The sequence below is a fragment of the Photobacterium sp. genome (assembly GCF_057456235.1).
In genome coordinates, this window is sequence record NZ_JBVCPH010000016.1 from 84,923 (window position 1) to 100,289 (window position 15,367).

Here is a 15,367-nt window from a genome sequence, read left to right on the forward strand (position 1 = left end):
ACCATGAATAAACGTGCAGCAGGTTTTACTTTAATTGAGATATTGTTGGTACTGGTGCTGCTGGCAACCAGTGCCGTGGCCGTTATTATGACCCTGCCGGAAAGCAAAGAAGACAAGGTCAAAGAAGAGGCTGCACGTTTTCACCACCTGGTTCAGCTGCTGGGTGAAGATGCCTTGCTCAATGGGGTTGATTACGGGATCCGTATTGAGCGCCATCGTTATCAGTTTCTTGAGCTAACCAGTAAAGACTGGCAGCCGATCGCCGAGTCCCGTTTTTTCACTGCCATTGAAGTCGGCGACGATATCGACTTGAGAGTCGAGATGGGCGGCTATTCCTGGCAAGACAAAGATCGTTTATTCAACCCAGGCTCGCTATTCGATGAAGATTTGTTTGCTGAACAAACTGATAAAGACAAGATTAAACCGCCGCAAATTGTAGTAATGGCCAGCGGAGAATACACCCCGTTTACCCTGGCATTTGAAGTGGACGGGGAAAACCTGTTCTGGCGTATTCAGGCAGATGAACTGGGGCAGCTCTTTTTACTCCGCCCGGGTGACGAGCTGAGAACAGGGAAAACACGATGAAGCGTAATCGCGGGATGACCCTGTTAGAAGTATTGGTGGCTTTGGCGGTATTTGCCACGGCGGCGCTCAGTGTTATGAAAGCCGTGAGCCAGCATTTAAACACCCTGGGCTACTTAGAGCAGAAAACCTTTGCCGTCATGGTGGCAGATAACGAGTTGGCGAAGGTCCGCCTGTCGGGACAGATCCCGGCTACTGAGAAGCGCGGCAAGTCTGAGCTGGCCGGGCGCGAATGGTACTGGAGCATTAAAAATACGAAAACGGCAGACGGTTATTTAAGAGCGCTAGATGCCACGGTAGCAACGGATGCTGAGAGAAAACAAACGGTGGTCACGGTCAGAACTTATGTTGCGAATTAATTGCCGCCGCCCTTCAATCCGACGTCCTGGTATGCAGCAGCGGGGCTTTACCTTATTAGAAGTACTTGTGGCCATTGCGGTATTCGCGATGCTGAGTTTGTCGGCCTATCAGGTGCTTAGTAACGTACAGTTAAGTGATCAGCAGTCTCGTGAACATAATGAACGACTGAAATCGATTCAGCGAGCCATGGTCATGATGGATAACGATTTCCGTCAGATAGTTGCGCGACGCGTACGCAATCAGGGTGAAAAACCGTCAGAGAAGCTATTGCTGTCAGGTGAGTATCTGCTTGATTCGGAAGATCAGGGCATCATCTTTACCCGCGCCGGCTGGCAGAACCCGCAGCAAATGTTTCCGCGGGGTGAAAATGTCCGGGTCGGCTACCGGATCATAGAAGATAAACTCGAGCGTGTGTGGTTCCGCTATCCTGATACGGTAGTGGGAACAGAGCCTTTAATACGCGAAACCTTAGCGGATGTTACCAAGCTCTCTTTCCGTTATTACAGCGAAAAAAAATGGGTCGATGAGTGGTCTAAAGAGACAGCTTTGCCGGAAGGCATTATGGTAAAAATGACCCTGGCAGATTTCGGCGACATAGAGCGCATTTACCTGCTGCCGGTATCAGGGCTCAGTGCGATTGGGCAGGAGGATAACAGTTAATGAAACAGCAAAAAGGCGTTGCGCTGATCGTTGTCCTGTTGCTGTTAGCCCTGATGACTCTGCTGGCCGTGCAAATGACCGAACGATTACATATCAACTTCTACCGGGTTGAGAACCAGATACTGAATCAGCAAGCATACTGGTATGCCCAGGGATTGGAAGAACTGGCAAAGGTGGCCATTAAGCAAGGTGTCGATGACAGTGATACCGTTAACCTGAGCCAGGCATGGGCAACCAAAGGCCAGCGTTACCCGTTAGACAATGGTGAAGCGATTGGCAATATTATTGATCGCCAGGCTTGTTTTAACCTCAATGCATTAAGTCGCGTCAAACCGGAGGCGGATCAAACGAAGAAGCCTTTTTTAGTGAGCTATCTGCAATCACTGCTGGAAGAAGTGGGGGTAGAGAGCTATGAAGCTGAAGTCGTTGCAGATTCCAGCTGGGAATTTGTGGATCCGGATGATGCCGTACAGTCATCGTTCGGTGCCGAAGACAGTACTTATGAAGGTTTTCTTCCGCCTTATTTACCCCCCAATGACTGGCTGGCAGATGTCAGTGAGTTTCGTGCCATTAATGGTGTTACCGGCCAGGTTTACAATAAAGCCAAGCATCTGCTTTGTGCACTGCCAAGTGACAAGATGGTGCTGAACGTGAATACCATTGATGAGCAGCAGGCCGCCCTGCTGGCGGGTTTATTCACCCCGGCGTTATCATTGTCAGATGCCCAGACGTTAATTGCCTCCCGTCCCTATGATGGCTGGCAAAGTGTGGATGATTTTAAGAACGAGCCGACGATCAGCGGGATTGATGCTGCAATCCTGACGCGTGCTGAAAAACACCTGGCGGTGAGCAGCGATTATTTTCAACTGGATACAGAAGTGTTGGTCGATCGAGCCCGACTTAGATTAGTTGCATTACTGAAACGTGATGCTCAAAAAGAGGTGACAGTGATTCGTCGCCGTTATGGAGGGATCAGTGAGCGAATTTCTGACAATAAGGCTAAGTAGCCGGCCTGAACAGCCGGTGCAATGGCTGGTCTGGTCGCCACAGCAAAACGAAGTTATTGCATCAGGCCAGTTGGCTGATATGACGCAATTGAATGAATTGGCTGAGTATGCGGCGCAGCGTCCGGTGATTGCGCTTGTTCCTGCCAGTGAGTTGCTGTTAACTCAGGTTGCGATTCCTGCCGGTAGCGGACGCCAGTTGGCGGCAGTTTTACCCTACCTGTTAGAAGAAGAACTGGCACAGGATGTTGATTCACTGCATGTGCACCTGATAAAGCGTCAAGGTGATATCGCTAATGTGGCCATTATCGAACACAGCAAAATTGAACACTGGCTGAATGAGTTTGTCAAAGCCGACATAGAAGTGAAAAAACTGGTACCCGACTGTTTGTGTCTGCCACTCTACGATGATGGTTATAGCGCCGCGGAACTTGGGCGGCAATGGCTGGTACGTCAATCTGAAGCTTTGGGGGTCTGTGCGGAGCCGTCATGGCTGGGTAGCTGGTTGCTGGCACAAAAAGCGCCGATTGCTACCGTTGTCGTTGAAAGCGAAGAGCCGGAAACCGAAGAAGAACCAGAAGCCGAAACCGCAGACGGCTTACCGGTATTAACCATCCATCACTTTACGCCGGCACCAGAGCATATGCCGGGTAACTGGCAACCGGAAACCCCTGAACTGGTCATGCAGCTGCTTGCAGAAGGTGCTGAAAGCAGCAAAGTAAACTTGTTATCCGGGCCATATAAGCCCCAGTCGGTGTGGCGAAAGCACCTGAAGCCATGGCGCAAGGTCGCGATTGCTGCGGGGTTGGTATTGACGACGGTTGTTGTTGAACACTTTGTGTCGGTGCAGAGGATGGAACTGCAGGCGCAGGCTTACCGGGCCGAAAGCGAGCGTATTTTCCGTCAGGTGTTACCTGAATTTAAACGTATTCCTTCACAAAGTTACCTTAAAAATCAGATGAACAGTGCGATCACCCGGCTGGGCGGTGATGGCAGTGATCAGGGGTTACTACCGTGGCTGCTGCAACTTAAACCGATGTTGAGTAACGTGCCGCAAATGACAATTCTGAATATGAAGTATGATCAGAATCGTGGTGAGTTACGTCTTCAGGCAAGTGCGGCAGAGTTTCAGCATTTCGAGCAATTGCGCACCTTATTGGCGAAAGATTTTGAGGTAGAGCAAGGCCAGTTGAATAAAGATGGAAATCAGGTTAATGGTGCCGTGGTCTTAAGGAGAAAATCATGAAAGGGCGGTGGAAAGCCTTAAGCCTGCGCGAGCAACGCCTGGTGCTGGGTGGTGCCGGGGCATTAGCCCTTGCGGTGCTTTACTGGGGATTGTGGCAGCCATTGTCGAACCGGGCAGAAATTGCACAAACACGCATTCAGGCTGAGCGTCAGTTACTTAGCTGGGTGGAAGCAAAAGCGGAAGAGATAACTCGCCTGAAAGGTGCATCCGGCTCGGCTGTGAAAATTAGCGATAAAGGTCTGAACCAGATCGTAAATGAAACCACCAGTCGTTTTCGTATTGAGCTCATTCGTATGCAGCCTCGCAGTGAGGCAGTACAAGTGTGGGTTAAACCAATACCATTTAATACATTAGTCAACTGGCTCTCTTTTTTACGCGATGAGTATGGTATCGAAGCGCAGTTTCTGGATATTTCTAAAACAGATGTAAATGGTATGGTCGAAGTGAACCGCCTACAGCTGGGGCGAGGATAAACGTGAAGTTTAAATCAGTATTAGGTACCACCTTTGGTGCCGTCTTAATCGGTAGCTTAATGGCCCATGTTCCAGCCAGTTGGTTATGGCAGCAGTTGCCCGCCGTCAAAGGCCTAAAGGTTGCGGGGATCAGCGGTACGCCCTGGAGAGGAATGGCGTCACAAGTCAGATGGCAACAGCAGAATCTGGGGCGAGTGCAGTGGAATATGAGCCTGACTGCTCTACTGGCAGGCAAAGCTTCATTTGCCGTGCGTTTCGGAAATGGCAGCGATCTGGCGTTCGATGGGCGGGGGACGCTGGGTTACGGTATATCTGGTCCATTTGCGGAAAATTTACTGGTATCGGTACCGGCTCAGAATTTCCTGAAATATACTCGTGCGCCTATTCCGGCAACAGTTGAAGGTAACCTTGAGCTGACCATCCGTGATTATCAATATCAGGCGCCATATTGCTCTGCGTTAGATGGCTCACTGGCGTGGACGTCCGCCAATATTAGTTCTCCTCTGGGAGGGATCAATCCCGGCCCTGTTATTGCCGATTTGAGCTGCAAGCAAGGTCAGCTGACTGCGCAGGCAAGCCAATCTTCAGTTGATATATCCAGCGATTGGCAAGCAGTGTTAGCGGCCAACCAAAGCTACAGCTTAAATGGCTGGTTTAAGCCCGGCGCGGAATTTCCGCCTCAATTAGGCGAGCAATTAAAGTGGTTAGGTAACCCTGATAGTAAAGGGCGTTACAAAATAACCTATAGCGGACGCTTATAATAAGCGTACCAAGATCGGCTGACATTGTAGCAAGCTTATAGGTTTCCAAAAAAATAGGTTTCCAAAAAATTACTTTATTTCACCCGGCTATTGCCCTTAAATAGCCATATTATGGTGATACAGGAAAACGGCATGGCGGCTGAAAAAAACAAACCTGAAATTTTATCGACCGAAGTTGTGGCCCAGTCACAACTGTTTAAAATCGAGTCTCTTGGCCTGCGTTTTTCCAATGGGGTTGAACGTACTTATGAACGGATGAAACCCAGCAATCGTCACGCTGTATTGATTGTACCAATTACGGCTGACGGTGATTTGTTGCTGATCAGAGAATATGCTGCCGGTACCGATAGGTATGAGCTTGGCTTCCCTAAAGGCCTGATTGATGCAGGAGAGAGCGCAGAGCAGGCCGCCAATCGAGAGCTGAAAGAAGAAATTGGCTTTGGGGCGAAACAATTACAGATTCTTAAGGAAGTGGTGCTGGCACCATCTTACTTCTCCAGCCGGATGACCTTGTTCCTAGCGCAAGATTTGTATTCGGAGCAGCTCGAAGGCGATGAACCGGAGCCGTTAGAAGTTGTTCGCTGGCCTGTCAATCAGGGCGAAGAGCTGATCAATCATCTCGATTTCGCTGAAGCTCGAAGTATTACGGCACTTTTCCTTGCATTAAAGCAGCTTTCAAATTAGGAGCGAGTCATGGAATTATCGAATCTTTTACCATCGGTGATTGATATTGCTCGTGAGTCTGGGCGAGTGATCCTCGATATTTATCAGTGCGGCCAGTTTGAAAAGGAAATTAAACAAGATAACACGCCTGTGACCAGTGCCGATTTGGCGGCGCATAAACTGGTGATGGAACGACTAACTGAACTGACGCCTGATATTCCGGTGTTATCAGAAGAAGATGCAGAAGTCCCCCTGTCGGAGCGCAGTCAATGGCAGCGTTACTGGCTGGTGGATCCGCTGGATGGAACCCAGGAATTTATTGCCGGTAGCGGTGATTTTGCGACGATCATTGCTTTAGTCGAAGATAACACGCCTATTATGGGCGTCGTATATGCGCCTGTTTCTGACGTGGTTTATTATGCTTACCGCAGTAAAGGAGCCTGGAAGATCACAGCCGAAGGCGACACGGTGCGTATTGCGACACATACACATCAATTGCCAACACAGTCGATAGCGGTTGCGATTAGCCGGCGTCAGGATATTCGGACGATTACGGAGCGTCTTGATCCTTCATTGAATTATGAGCTGGTTCCATTGGGTTCGGCAGCGTTGAAGTCGTGCTTGGTTGCAGAAGGCGCAGTAGACTGCTATCTACGCTTAGGCCCAACCGGGGAGTGGGATACTGCGGCGACGCAATGTATTGTTGAAGAAGCGGGCGGCCGTATTCTCAATACGCACCTTGATCCCCTGTCATACAATGAGCGTGATACGCTAGAAAACCCTAATTTTATTACCTTAGGGGACTTGTCGCTTCCTTGGGCGGCGATTTTGACGCCAGATAATCGCTTGCTGGATGGTAAGTGATGATTTAGCTAAGTGTTAAGCCATGATTGAACGACAACGGAGCCTGCTGGCTCCGTTTATATTTGGCTAAAAACCAATATACCCCAGTAACCTTAAAACAAGCGGTTTAACCCATTCAGTGCCGCAACACGATAGGCTTCTGCCATGGTCGGATAGTTAAAGGTGGTATTGACGAAGTAATCGATCGTATTGCCTTCCCCTTTTTGCTCCATGATCGCCTGGCCGATATGGATGATCTCCGCGGCACGTTCGCCAAAGCAGTGGATCCCTAAGATCTCTTTGGTTTCACGGTGGAACAGGATCTTCAGGCTTCCCACTTCGGTACCGGCGATCTGAGCTCGGGCCAGGTGTTTGAACTGTGAACGGCCGACTTCGTAAGGGACTTTTGCTGCCGTTAGCTGTTGCTCGGTTTTACCGACCGAGCTGATTTCTGGGATGGTATAAATACCGGTTGGAATATGATCGATAAGGCTGCCCTGCGCCTCTCCGTTGGTAATGGCCTGTGCGACAAAACGTCCCTGATCATAGGCCGCGCTCGCAAGGCTTGGATAACCAATCACATCACCAACCGCATAGATATGATCAACCTCGGTGCAGTAGTTTTGATTGACCGCAAGCTGGCCTCGGGAATCGGGAGTCAGACCGACGGTAGCCAGGTTCAGCTTATCGGTGTTTCCGGTTCGGCCATTGGCATACAGGAGGCAGTCAGCGCGCATTTTTTTACCCGATTCCAGCTGCAGTATGACCCCCTCTTCAGTGCCTTCAATGGTCTTGAAAGTCTCTCCGTTACGGATCATCGCACCGTTGTTCCACAAGTGGTATGACAGTGAATCGGAAATTTCGTTATCTAAAAACTCCAACAAGCGATGACGGGTATTGATGAGATCGACTTTAACCCCTAAGCCACGGAAAATAGAAGCATACTCACTGCCAATAACACCTGCGCCATAAATAATAATATGGCGCGGATCATGCTTGAGCTGCAAGATGGAATCACTGTCGTAAATTCGCGGATGATTGAAATTCACACCGTCAGGGCGATATGGTCGAGAGCCGGTTGCAATGACGAATTTATCGGCACTGTAAGTCTCGCTGCTGCCGTCACGATTTTTGACTCCTACCGTGTGGCTATCAATAAAATGGGCCTCACCAAAGATGATGCTGCACTGATTGCGGTCGTAAAATCCTTGGCGCATTCGGGTTTGTTTGTTTATCACATCCTGGGCATGCCCTAAGATTTGGCTAAACGTACTGTGTAGGCTGGAGTTATTTTTGCAATACAGCGGGTTCTGGTTGTATTCAATGATACGGCTGACAGCATGACGTAATGCTTTGGATGGAATTGTGCCCCAGTGGGTACATCCACCGCCAACACTTTCCTCCCGTTCGATAATCGCGACATTCAATCCGGCTTTGGTAAGCCCCATGGCCGCCCCCTCTCCCCCTGGCCCGCTGCCAATAATGATGGCGTCAAAGTGGAGTGATTTTTTATTCTTCGTCATTGTTGGCCTTTTATTATCATCAGTGCAACATTGCCATAGCTACAGTTTAACTTTTTCCCGAGTTTGGTAGAATCAGAGGGACGCGATAGGTCGGTGATGATCACGTTGTTCGCTGGAAATTGAGTGAAACTTCGATCCTGACAGGCTTATGACGTGGTTTAAGGCTGTAATTCTGTGGCGAGTGACTTTGTGAGCTGGTAGTTAAAATTCACAATTACTGCTTTGATTCAGCTTCTATCAGGATTTACTATGCTCTGATGGAAATGAAAAATGCCGATTCACGCTGAAGCGATAGATAAAACAGCGTATAGTTGCAAAAAAAGATTATAGAGAAGCAGTAGGTTCATGGGAATCAGGGCTCAACAAAAAGAAAAAACCCGCCGCTCACTTATCGATGCTGCATTTAGTCAGTTAAGTGCAGATCGCAGTTTTTCCAGCCTCAGCTTACGCGAAGTTGCTCGTGAAGCTGGTATTGCACCGACATCTTTTTATCGCCATTTTAAAGATATGGACGAATTAGGGCTGACCATGGTGGATGAAGGTGGTTTGATCCTCCGTCAGCTCATGCGACAGGCGCGGCAGCGCATTGCTGAAGAAGGCAGTGTAATTCGTACTTCTGTCGAAACATTTATGGAATTCATTGAAAGCAGCCCGAATGTATTCAGGTTGTTATTGCGCGAACGTTCCGGTACATCGACGGCGTTTCGTGCCGCAGTTGCCCGTGAGATCCAGCACTTTGTTGCCGAGTTGAGCGAGTATCTGGAAGCCAAAACGGGTGTGACTCATGAAGAGGCCTACATTCAGGCTGAGGCATCAGTGACGCTAGTATTCAGTTCCGGAGCAGATGCACTGGATATTGACACTCATGCTCGAGCTGAGCATGCTGAAAGGCTGATATTGCAATTAAGAATGATTGCTAAAGGTGCCTATTGGTACCGTAAAGAGCGTGAGCGTCGTGAGCTCAGGCAGAAACTATAACCTTATTGTGTTGGTGAAGGATATGGACAAGGAACAAGTAAAATCGGAACGCAAGACATTAATTCTTTCTCTGTTAGCGGGCTTATGTGGTAATGCAACGTTAGCCGTATTTACGTCTAGCCATGTTGCATTCTCAGTCTTTCCGGTTATCGCATTTGGCATGGCAGTGTACTGCCTGTATCAAGAGTACCTGCGTAAGCCGCTGACTGAAGGGACACCGGCAATTGCATTTGCCTGTTTTCTGGTTGGTGGATTTGCTTATTCGGCCTTCCTACGGGCGCAACTGCCCGATATGGGGTCAAACTTCCTCCCCCTTATGATTGCGCTGGCGCTGTTGGTGTGGGTCGCTTATAAGATGGGTATTATGAATACTCCAGACAAGCCAAAAGAATCATAGAGTCTTGATTTTAAAATAAAAGGCGCCATTTGGCGCCTTTTTTGTTGCCGTGATTTACGGCTAAGTCAGCTTGAAGACAAACGGTGTCAGGTATTACTTACGTTCAAGAAACACACCGGCTTCCATATGGTGGGTATATGGGAACTGATCGAATAGCGCAAAGCGGGTAATACGGTGAGTCTGAGATAAAATCGCCAGATTTTCTTTTAATGTATCAGGATTACATGAGATATACATGATGCGCTCATATCCCTGTACCATACGACAAGTGCCTTCATCCATGCCAGATCGTGGCGGATCAACAAAGATAGTATTGCAATTATAGCTTTGCAGATCGACGTTCTGATCTTTCAGGCGGCGAAACTCACGTTTTCCTTCCATTGCATCGGTAAAGTCTTCTGCTGACATTCGGATAATCTGTACATTATCAATATCATTCACGGCGATATTGTACTGCGCCGAATCTACCGACGGTTTGGCAAGCTCTGTTGCCAGAACACGGTCGAAATTCTTAGCCAGTGCTAAAGAGAAGTTACCGTTGCCACAATAGAGTTCCAGCAAATCACCTTTACTGTCCTGAGTGCAATCAACCGCCCATTCGAGCATCTTCTGAGCAACTTCGCCATTTGGCTGGGTAAAGCTGTTTTCGACTTGCTTGTAGGTCAGGCTCTGATCAAAGACATTCAGCTTCTCAATCACAAAATCACGATCGATGATAATTTTCATCTTACGGGCGCGGCCAATGACATTGAGATTAAAGCCTTCATCATTAAGGCGCAGCTTCAGTGCTTTTGCTTCTGCTTCCCATGCTTCATCTAACTGGCGGTGATAAAGCAGCGACACCAGAATTTCACCGCTAAGCGTGGAGAGGAAATCCACCTGGAATAGTTTATGACGCAGAGTATGACTTGGCTTCAGTGCTTCAATAAGCAGTGGCATTAAGTCGTTGATCACACGACTTGCTGCAGGAAACTGATCTACACGATATTTTTCGCGTGTGTCCTGATTGAACATGACGTAGTAGAGATCTTCGCCTTCATGCCATACTCGAAATTCTGCGCGCATACGGTAATGTTCGGCAGGAGAGGCGAACACCTCAAGCTCGGGAGTTTCAAAATCGTCAAAGATGTTTTGAATACGCTCTGCTTTTTCATCCAGTTGCTGTTGATAATCAGCGGTGTTAATTGCGGTGGATGCCATTAGTGTGCCTCAAACTGCTCAAAATAAGAGCGCAGATTCTATTGTATTGGTGACTGATGTCCAGTGTTGTTCCTGATAAAAGTGTAGTCGGAGCCAATTATCGCTCAGCCTGCACAAACAAAAGCTAGACATTAAGCCTATAGATAACTAGCATTTGCGGTGCGCTGGTTTGCTAAATGAATAGCTAGGGAACACGGTGAGATTCCGTGACTGACGCGCAGCGGTAAATAGAGAACGAAAGCACACGGACGTATGTTCCAAACACTGCTTCTTAGGGTTGCGCAATGCAATCAACCGGAAGTGGGAAGTTGTGTCGTAGGTGGTTGTTCAACCATGCTCTTAAGTCCGAAGACCTGCCAGCGTATCAAGCAATAATTGCTGAGTAATAAACGCGACTTAAGGTATCCCCAAAATGAAAAAAACGCTTCTAGCAGTGGCATTAGCCCCGCTGTGCCTCCAATCCAATGCTTTTGCTGCAGAAACTTCGCCTGATGAAGTCATGGTTGTGACGGCAAACCGTTTCGAGCAGTCAATACACTCAACGCTAGCGGATGTTGAAGTTGTGACCCGTGAAGACATTGAACGAATTCAAGCTAAAACAATTCCTGATGTACTACGTCGGCTCACGGGTATTCAAATTACACAAAATGGTGGTCGAGGACAGCTTGCTTCAATGTTCGTTCGTGGAACGAGCTCAGATCAGGTTCTTGTGTTAATCGATGGCGTCCGTTTTGCTCGCGCAGCAAAAGGTGCCGTAGATTTCAATCAAATCCCGTTAACATATGTTGAGCGAATTGAGTATGTTCGAGGAGCTCGGGCTTCATTGTACGGCTCGGAGGCTATTGGCGGTGTAGTCAATATCATTACCGTCGCTCGCGCGGATCAAGTAGGCACTAAATTAAGTGCCGGGCTAGGAAGCTTAGATTATCAGGCACTGAGCATCGCATCGGGCATTTCTACTTCTGACAACGGTCAGTTAAACATTGCTGTCGGGCATGAGAGTGATAAAGGCTATAATGTGAAGCCGTCACCAGGCCTCAATGATGGCGATCGCCATGGTTTTGAGACGTTGAATGGCCTTGTCGGTTACACCCATAAACTCAATGAAGCCATTTCGCTGTTTGGAAATGTTCGAGGGTATGAAAATGTCAGCCAATATGACAATAGCTACATCTCTCGTGGTTACTATGAATCCGAGAAGGATGATTTATCGTTCTCTTTGGGTGGTAAATATCAAAAAGAAGCTTTCATGAGTCAATTGCAAGTAAGTTTGCAGAAGCAAGACGCTTGGAACTATGAGCAGTCAAAAGGAAAATATTCTGGAACACAAGATGAGCTTGAGCAAAGTAATGTGCAATGGAATAGCAGTTACCAACTAAACGATGTGGTTGCTATTGCTGGTGGGCTTGATTGGCGTGATGAATCATATGTCGATAAAAAGGCAAATAATACGTTTGAACGTTACAACACCGCTATTTATGCTCTAACGACGGCTCAGTTTTCTTCTGCAATAATAGAGGCAAGTGCTCGGTTAGATGAGAATGAAGAGTATGGCAGCGAGATCACCTATAACTTAGGTGCGGGATATCAGTTTGTACCTGAGTTCGGTGTAAAAGCCTCTTATGGAACCGCGTTTAAAGCTCCAAACCTATATCAGCAGTATGATCCAACTTATGGCGAGAAAGATCTTAAGCCAGAAGAATCTGATGCTATAGAGGTTAGTCTCAGTGGTGTAGTAAAAGATATTTATTGGTCGCTAACGGGCTATGACTACAAGATTACTAATCTAATTGATTACCATCCGATGACCTACAAATACCAGAATGTGGATGATGAAACTCATATACAAGGTGTCGAGTTAGTCGCTGAGTTTGATACTGGTATCGTACAGCACCAGGTGAGCGCTGATTATAAAGATGCAGAAGATAGTCATGGGCAACAACTGCAGCGTCGTGCAAAAGAAATGTACAAGTGGAATGCCATAGTTAGCTTTGATCAAGTTGACTGGTCAGTGAGCTACCTTTATGTCGGCAAGCGTCCAGATGAAGATTACAGCACGTGGCCTTCTACACGTGTGACATTACCGTCTTATTCATTGGTCGATACTGCAGTCAGTTATTATGCAAATGCATCAACAACGATCAGTGCTCGAATTGATAACTTATTTGATGAAGAATATGAAACGGCATTAGGTTATCCATCACCGGAACGTGCATATTATCTCAATATTATGTACCAGTTCTAATATCCAACCGCCTTCGGGCGGTTTTTTGTTTTTTAGGTTGTTAACTTGATGAAAAAGAAAGTCATCGTAAGCTGGTCTTCCGGCAAAGACTCCACACTTACCCTGATCAAGCTGCTCAACGACCCAGCCTACGAAGTGGTTGGTTTATATACCACTTATCTTGAAGATGAAGTGCCATTCCAGGCTACACCGATTGAGATGGTTAAGCAGCAAGCCCGGTTAACAGGATTACCGTTAATCACTATTGCGCTACCCGAGGTATTTCCCGCCAATGACGTTTACCAGTCGTTAGTTGTTGAAGGATTAAAAACCAGCGGGTTAGAGGTGGAAGCCGTCGCGTTTGGCGATATGTTCTGTAATGGCATTGCCGACTACCGTCGTAGTTATATTGAACCCGCAGGCTGGCAATGTGTATTTCCATTGCTTGGTCGAGACAGCAAAGAGCTGGCGCAAGAGATCATTGAGTGCGGGATCAAAACGCTGGTGACAACCGTTGATACCAGTCAGCTTAATGGCTGTTACTGTGGCAAGTGGTATACGGCCGAATTTATTGCCAGTTTACCTGATGGCGTTGATCCCTGTGGAGAAAAGGGGGAATTTCATACCCTGGTGGTGAAAGCACCATGCTTCTATTCGGAGCTGGCTATTAGCATAACGAACTGCGAAAGGCAGGAAAGATTCCATTATCAGAGATACCAGTTACTCTGATAATCACTTCATTATCAGGGGATATTTTTTATCTGGTGCAGAACGCAGTATGATAAGCGCCCTGATAATAACTTTGGTCTGTGGTGCATAGTGAAAAGAGTACTTGTTTTTGATTCTGGTGTTGGTGGATTATCGGTTTATCAGGAAGTACATGCTCTTCTACCACAGGTTCAATATATCTATGCTTTTGATAATGAAGCTTTTCCTTATGGTGAGTTAGCTGAGGATGTATTAATCCAACGTACTCATCATATCGTTTGCCTGTTAGTCGCCCGCCATAATATCGATTTAGTCGTGATTGCTTGTAATACTGCGAGCACTATCGTTCTACCTTCGCTACGTGGATCATTATCCATACCTGTTGTGGGTGTGGTGCCCGCGATAAAACCAGCTGCCGCAATCAGTAAAAAGAAAGTAATTGGTTTACTTGCTACGCCTGCAACCGTTAAGCGTGCTTATACTCATGATCTTATTCAGCAATTTGCCTGTGATTGTGAGGTTCTTATGATGGGTTCAACGCGATTAGTTGAAATGGCAGAAGAAAAGCTACGAGGTATCAGCGTGTCGTCAGATGAACTCGGTAAGATTTTACAACCCTGGCAAGGTAAGGTTGACTGTATCGTTTTGGGTTGCACACACTTTCCCCTTATAAAAGAAGATATAGCATTGGCCTTTAAGTCGGCGGTACAAATTGTGGATTCAGGGAAGGCAATTGCCAACCGAGTTAAATTGTTACTAGGTGAGTGTGTTGAGACAGGTGGGACGATTGAAAACCTTACATACAACAGTGCCGCGACAAAAGATGCCGCGGCACTGAATTACAGTTTAAGGAAAATGCAGTTAGGGATTATTCAATCTCTTCATCTTCCAAATTTTTAGGTTCATTGGCTTCACGAATTTTTAAAGTTCGCTGACCATACTCTTTATTATTGAGATTGCGGATAGCAGTATCTGCATCCTGACTATTCATAACAACAAAGCCAAATCCCCGACGTTTACCTGTACGCTTATCTTTCATCAAGCGTACAGCAAACACTTCACCATGTTCGGCAAAAAGGTTTTTCACATCATTTTCGTTTGCACGATAAGGCAGGTTGCCTACATAGATGGTTTTGCTGCTCTGAGATGAATCTATTGAATCTTGAGATGATGACTGTTGATCTGGCATAAAATGTATAGCCAGGCCTGTAATGATTACACCAATAGCAAATGCTACCGCTGGTGGAACAGATACGAAGTTAAAAACTAGAGTACCGATAATAGCAATGGCGATTACCGTCATTAGTGTTTGATTGGAAAATTTCATATTTAAAACTATATCGTCATAAAGGGTAAGAGAGAATGCGTGATTGGTCATTTTAACAACAAGGTCACATTGATATTACTTTCATTGACTTGTAATTACCAGTTAGTGAGTGTGACGATCCTCTAATGTTGTAATTACAAGCTATAAGTTCACATTAGATGAAATAATAATCAAGCGAAGTATTTTTTAAAAAAAACGCTTGTCAGAGTGATCTAAGTCTCTATAATGCGGCCTCACTGACACGGAGCACGGCGCTTAGCCAGCAACCTAGTCAGTATGTTCTTTAACAATTTGACCATGCAATCTGTGTGGGCACTCGTGAAAAAGTTAAGTCGAAAGATTTATCAATGAACTGAGTGACCGAACAGTATGATTCCTGCAGAGGAATGATATTGGCACAGTCAATTTATGCTTCAAC

17 protein-coding genes and 1 riboswitch are annotated in these 15,367 nt (G+C 46.8%); of the genes, 14 read left to right on the forward strand and 3 right to left on the reverse strand.

The genetic code is table 11. The annotated features are described in order from the left end of the window. Nucleotides 1-3: 3 nt before the first annotated feature. The 9 genes from gspH to cysQ all read left to right on the forward strand — a co-directional run bounded on the left by gspH (nucleotide 4) and on the right by cysQ (nucleotide 6,613). Nucleotides 4-585, forward strand: coding sequence for a type II secretion system minor pseudopilin GspH (gene gspH / locus AC2204_RS16880; protein ID WP_318926845.1), 582 nt, complete (start codon nucleotides 4-6; stop codon nucleotides 583-585). Further along, nucleotides 582-941, forward strand: a complete 360-nt coding sequence (gene gspI / locus AC2204_RS16885; protein WP_318926846.1) for a type II secretion system minor pseudopilin GspI — start codon at nucleotides 582-584, stop codon at nucleotides 939-941. Before gspH ends, gspI begins: the two co-directional genes overlap by 4 nt. Beyond that, entirely contained in the window at nucleotides 928-1,602 is a 675-nt protein-coding gene (gene gspJ, locus AC2204_RS16890) for a type II secretion system minor pseudopilin GspJ (protein ID WP_318926847.1), read from the forward strand. Before gspI ends, gspJ begins: the two co-directional genes overlap by 14 nt. Further along, the gene (gene gspK / locus AC2204_RS16895; RefSeq protein ID WP_318926848.1) at nucleotides 1,602-2,609 is read left to right on the forward strand and encodes a type II secretion system minor pseudopilin GspK; all 1,008 of its coding nucleotides are present in this window, start codon (nucleotides 1,602-1,604) and stop codon (nucleotides 2,607-2,609) included. Before gspJ ends, gspK begins: the two co-directional genes overlap by 1 nt. Beyond that, nucleotides 2,578-3,852: a type II secretion system protein GspL gene (gene gspL, locus AC2204_RS16900; protein WP_318926849.1), complete on the forward strand. Its 1,275-nt coding sequence runs from the start codon at nucleotides 2,578-2,580 to the stop codon at nucleotides 3,850-3,852. Before gspK ends, gspL begins: the two co-directional genes overlap by 32 nt. Next, nucleotides 3,849-4,325 carry a type II secretion system protein M gene (locus AC2204_RS16905; protein WP_318926850.1) on the forward strand — a complete coding sequence of 159 codons (477 nt, stop codon included), beginning with the start codon at nucleotides 3,849-3,851 and terminating at the stop codon, nucleotides 4,323-4,325. The genes gspL and AC2204_RS16905 overlap by 4 nt, the downstream gene beginning before the upstream one ends. 2 nt (nucleotides 4,326-4,327) lie before the next feature. Next, nucleotides 4,328-5,086, forward strand: coding sequence for a type II secretion system protein N (locus tag AC2204_RS16910; protein ID WP_318926851.1), 759 nt, complete (start codon nucleotides 4,328-4,330; stop codon nucleotides 5,084-5,086). A gap of 132 nt (nucleotides 5,087-5,218) precedes the next feature. Continuing rightward, a complete protein-coding gene (gene nudE, locus AC2204_RS16915) occupies nucleotides 5,219-5,770 on the forward strand; it encodes an ADP compounds hydrolase NudE (protein ID WP_318926852.1) in 552 nt (183 codons plus the stop codon). 9 nt (nucleotides 5,771-5,779) lie between these two features. Continuing rightward, nucleotides 5,780-6,613: a 3'(2'),5'-bisphosphate nucleotidase CysQ gene (cysQ, locus tag AC2204_RS16920; RefSeq protein ID WP_318926853.1), complete on the forward strand. Its 834-nt coding sequence runs from the start codon at nucleotides 5,780-5,782 to the stop codon at nucleotides 6,611-6,613. Between the two features lie 92 nt (nucleotides 6,614-6,705). On the opposite strand, the gene sthA is transcribed toward cysQ, so the two are convergent. Next, nucleotides 6,706-8,115, reverse strand: a complete 1,410-nt coding sequence (gene sthA, locus AC2204_RS16925; protein ID WP_318926854.1) for a Si-specific NAD(P)(+) transhydrogenase — start codon at nucleotides 8,113-8,115, stop codon at nucleotides 6,706-6,708. A gap of 345 nt (nucleotides 8,116-8,460) precedes the next feature. Between sthA and fabR the strand changes: the two genes are divergently transcribed. Continuing rightward, nucleotides 8,461-9,093 (forward strand): HTH-type transcriptional repressor FabR, encoded by a 633-nt coding sequence (gene fabR / locus AC2204_RS16930; RefSeq protein WP_107284686.1) that lies wholly within the window; start codon nucleotides 8,461-8,463, stop codon nucleotides 9,091-9,093. Between the two features lie 22 nt (nucleotides 9,094-9,115). After that, nucleotides 9,116-9,490, forward strand: a complete 375-nt coding sequence (locus AC2204_RS16935) for a YijD family membrane protein (RefSeq protein WP_318926855.1) — start codon at nucleotides 9,116-9,118, stop codon at nucleotides 9,488-9,490. A 93-nt stretch (nucleotides 9,491-9,583) separates the two neighbouring features. On the opposite strand, the gene trmA is transcribed toward AC2204_RS16935, so the two are convergent. Next, the gene (gene trmA / locus AC2204_RS16940) at nucleotides 9,584-10,690 is read right to left on the reverse strand and encodes a tRNA (uridine(54)-C5)-methyltransferase TrmA (protein WP_318926856.1); all 1,107 of its coding nucleotides are present in this window, start codon (nucleotides 10,688-10,690) and stop codon (nucleotides 9,584-9,586) included. A gap of 148 nt (nucleotides 10,691-10,838) precedes the next feature. Beyond that, a riboswitch (cobalamin riboswitch) is annotated at nucleotides 10,839-11,065 on the forward strand. A 37-nt stretch (nucleotides 11,066-11,102) separates the two neighbouring features. On the opposite strand from trmA, the gene btuB reads away from it, so the two are divergent. From btuB to murI, 3 genes are all read left to right on the forward strand, one after another. Beyond that, nucleotides 11,103-12,935, forward strand: coding sequence for a TonB-dependent vitamin B12 receptor (gene btuB / locus AC2204_RS16945; protein WP_318926857.1), 1,833 nt, complete (start codon nucleotides 11,103-11,105; stop codon nucleotides 12,933-12,935). 48 nt (nucleotides 12,936-12,983) lie between these two features. Next, nucleotides 12,984-13,643 carry a Dph6-related ATP pyrophosphatase gene (locus AC2204_RS16950; protein ID WP_318926858.1) on the forward strand — a complete coding sequence of 220 codons (660 nt, stop codon included), beginning with the start codon at nucleotides 12,984-12,986 and terminating at the stop codon, nucleotides 13,641-13,643. Nucleotides 13,644-13,730: 87 nt separating this feature from the next. Next, on the forward strand, nucleotides 13,731-14,522 hold the full coding sequence (murI, locus tag AC2204_RS16955) for a glutamate racemase (RefSeq protein ID WP_318926863.1): 792 nt from the start codon (nucleotides 13,731-13,733) through the stop codon (nucleotides 14,520-14,522). Here murI and AC2204_RS16960 read toward each other — a convergent pair. Then, the gene (locus AC2204_RS16960; protein ID WP_318926864.1) at nucleotides 14,491-14,949 is read right to left on the reverse strand and encodes an RNA recognition motif domain-containing protein; all 459 of its coding nucleotides are present in this window, start codon (nucleotides 14,947-14,949) and stop codon (nucleotides 14,491-14,493) included. The two genes, murI and AC2204_RS16960, sit on opposite strands and share 32 nt — an antisense overlap. Nucleotides 14,950-15,367 lie beyond the last annotated feature (418 nt).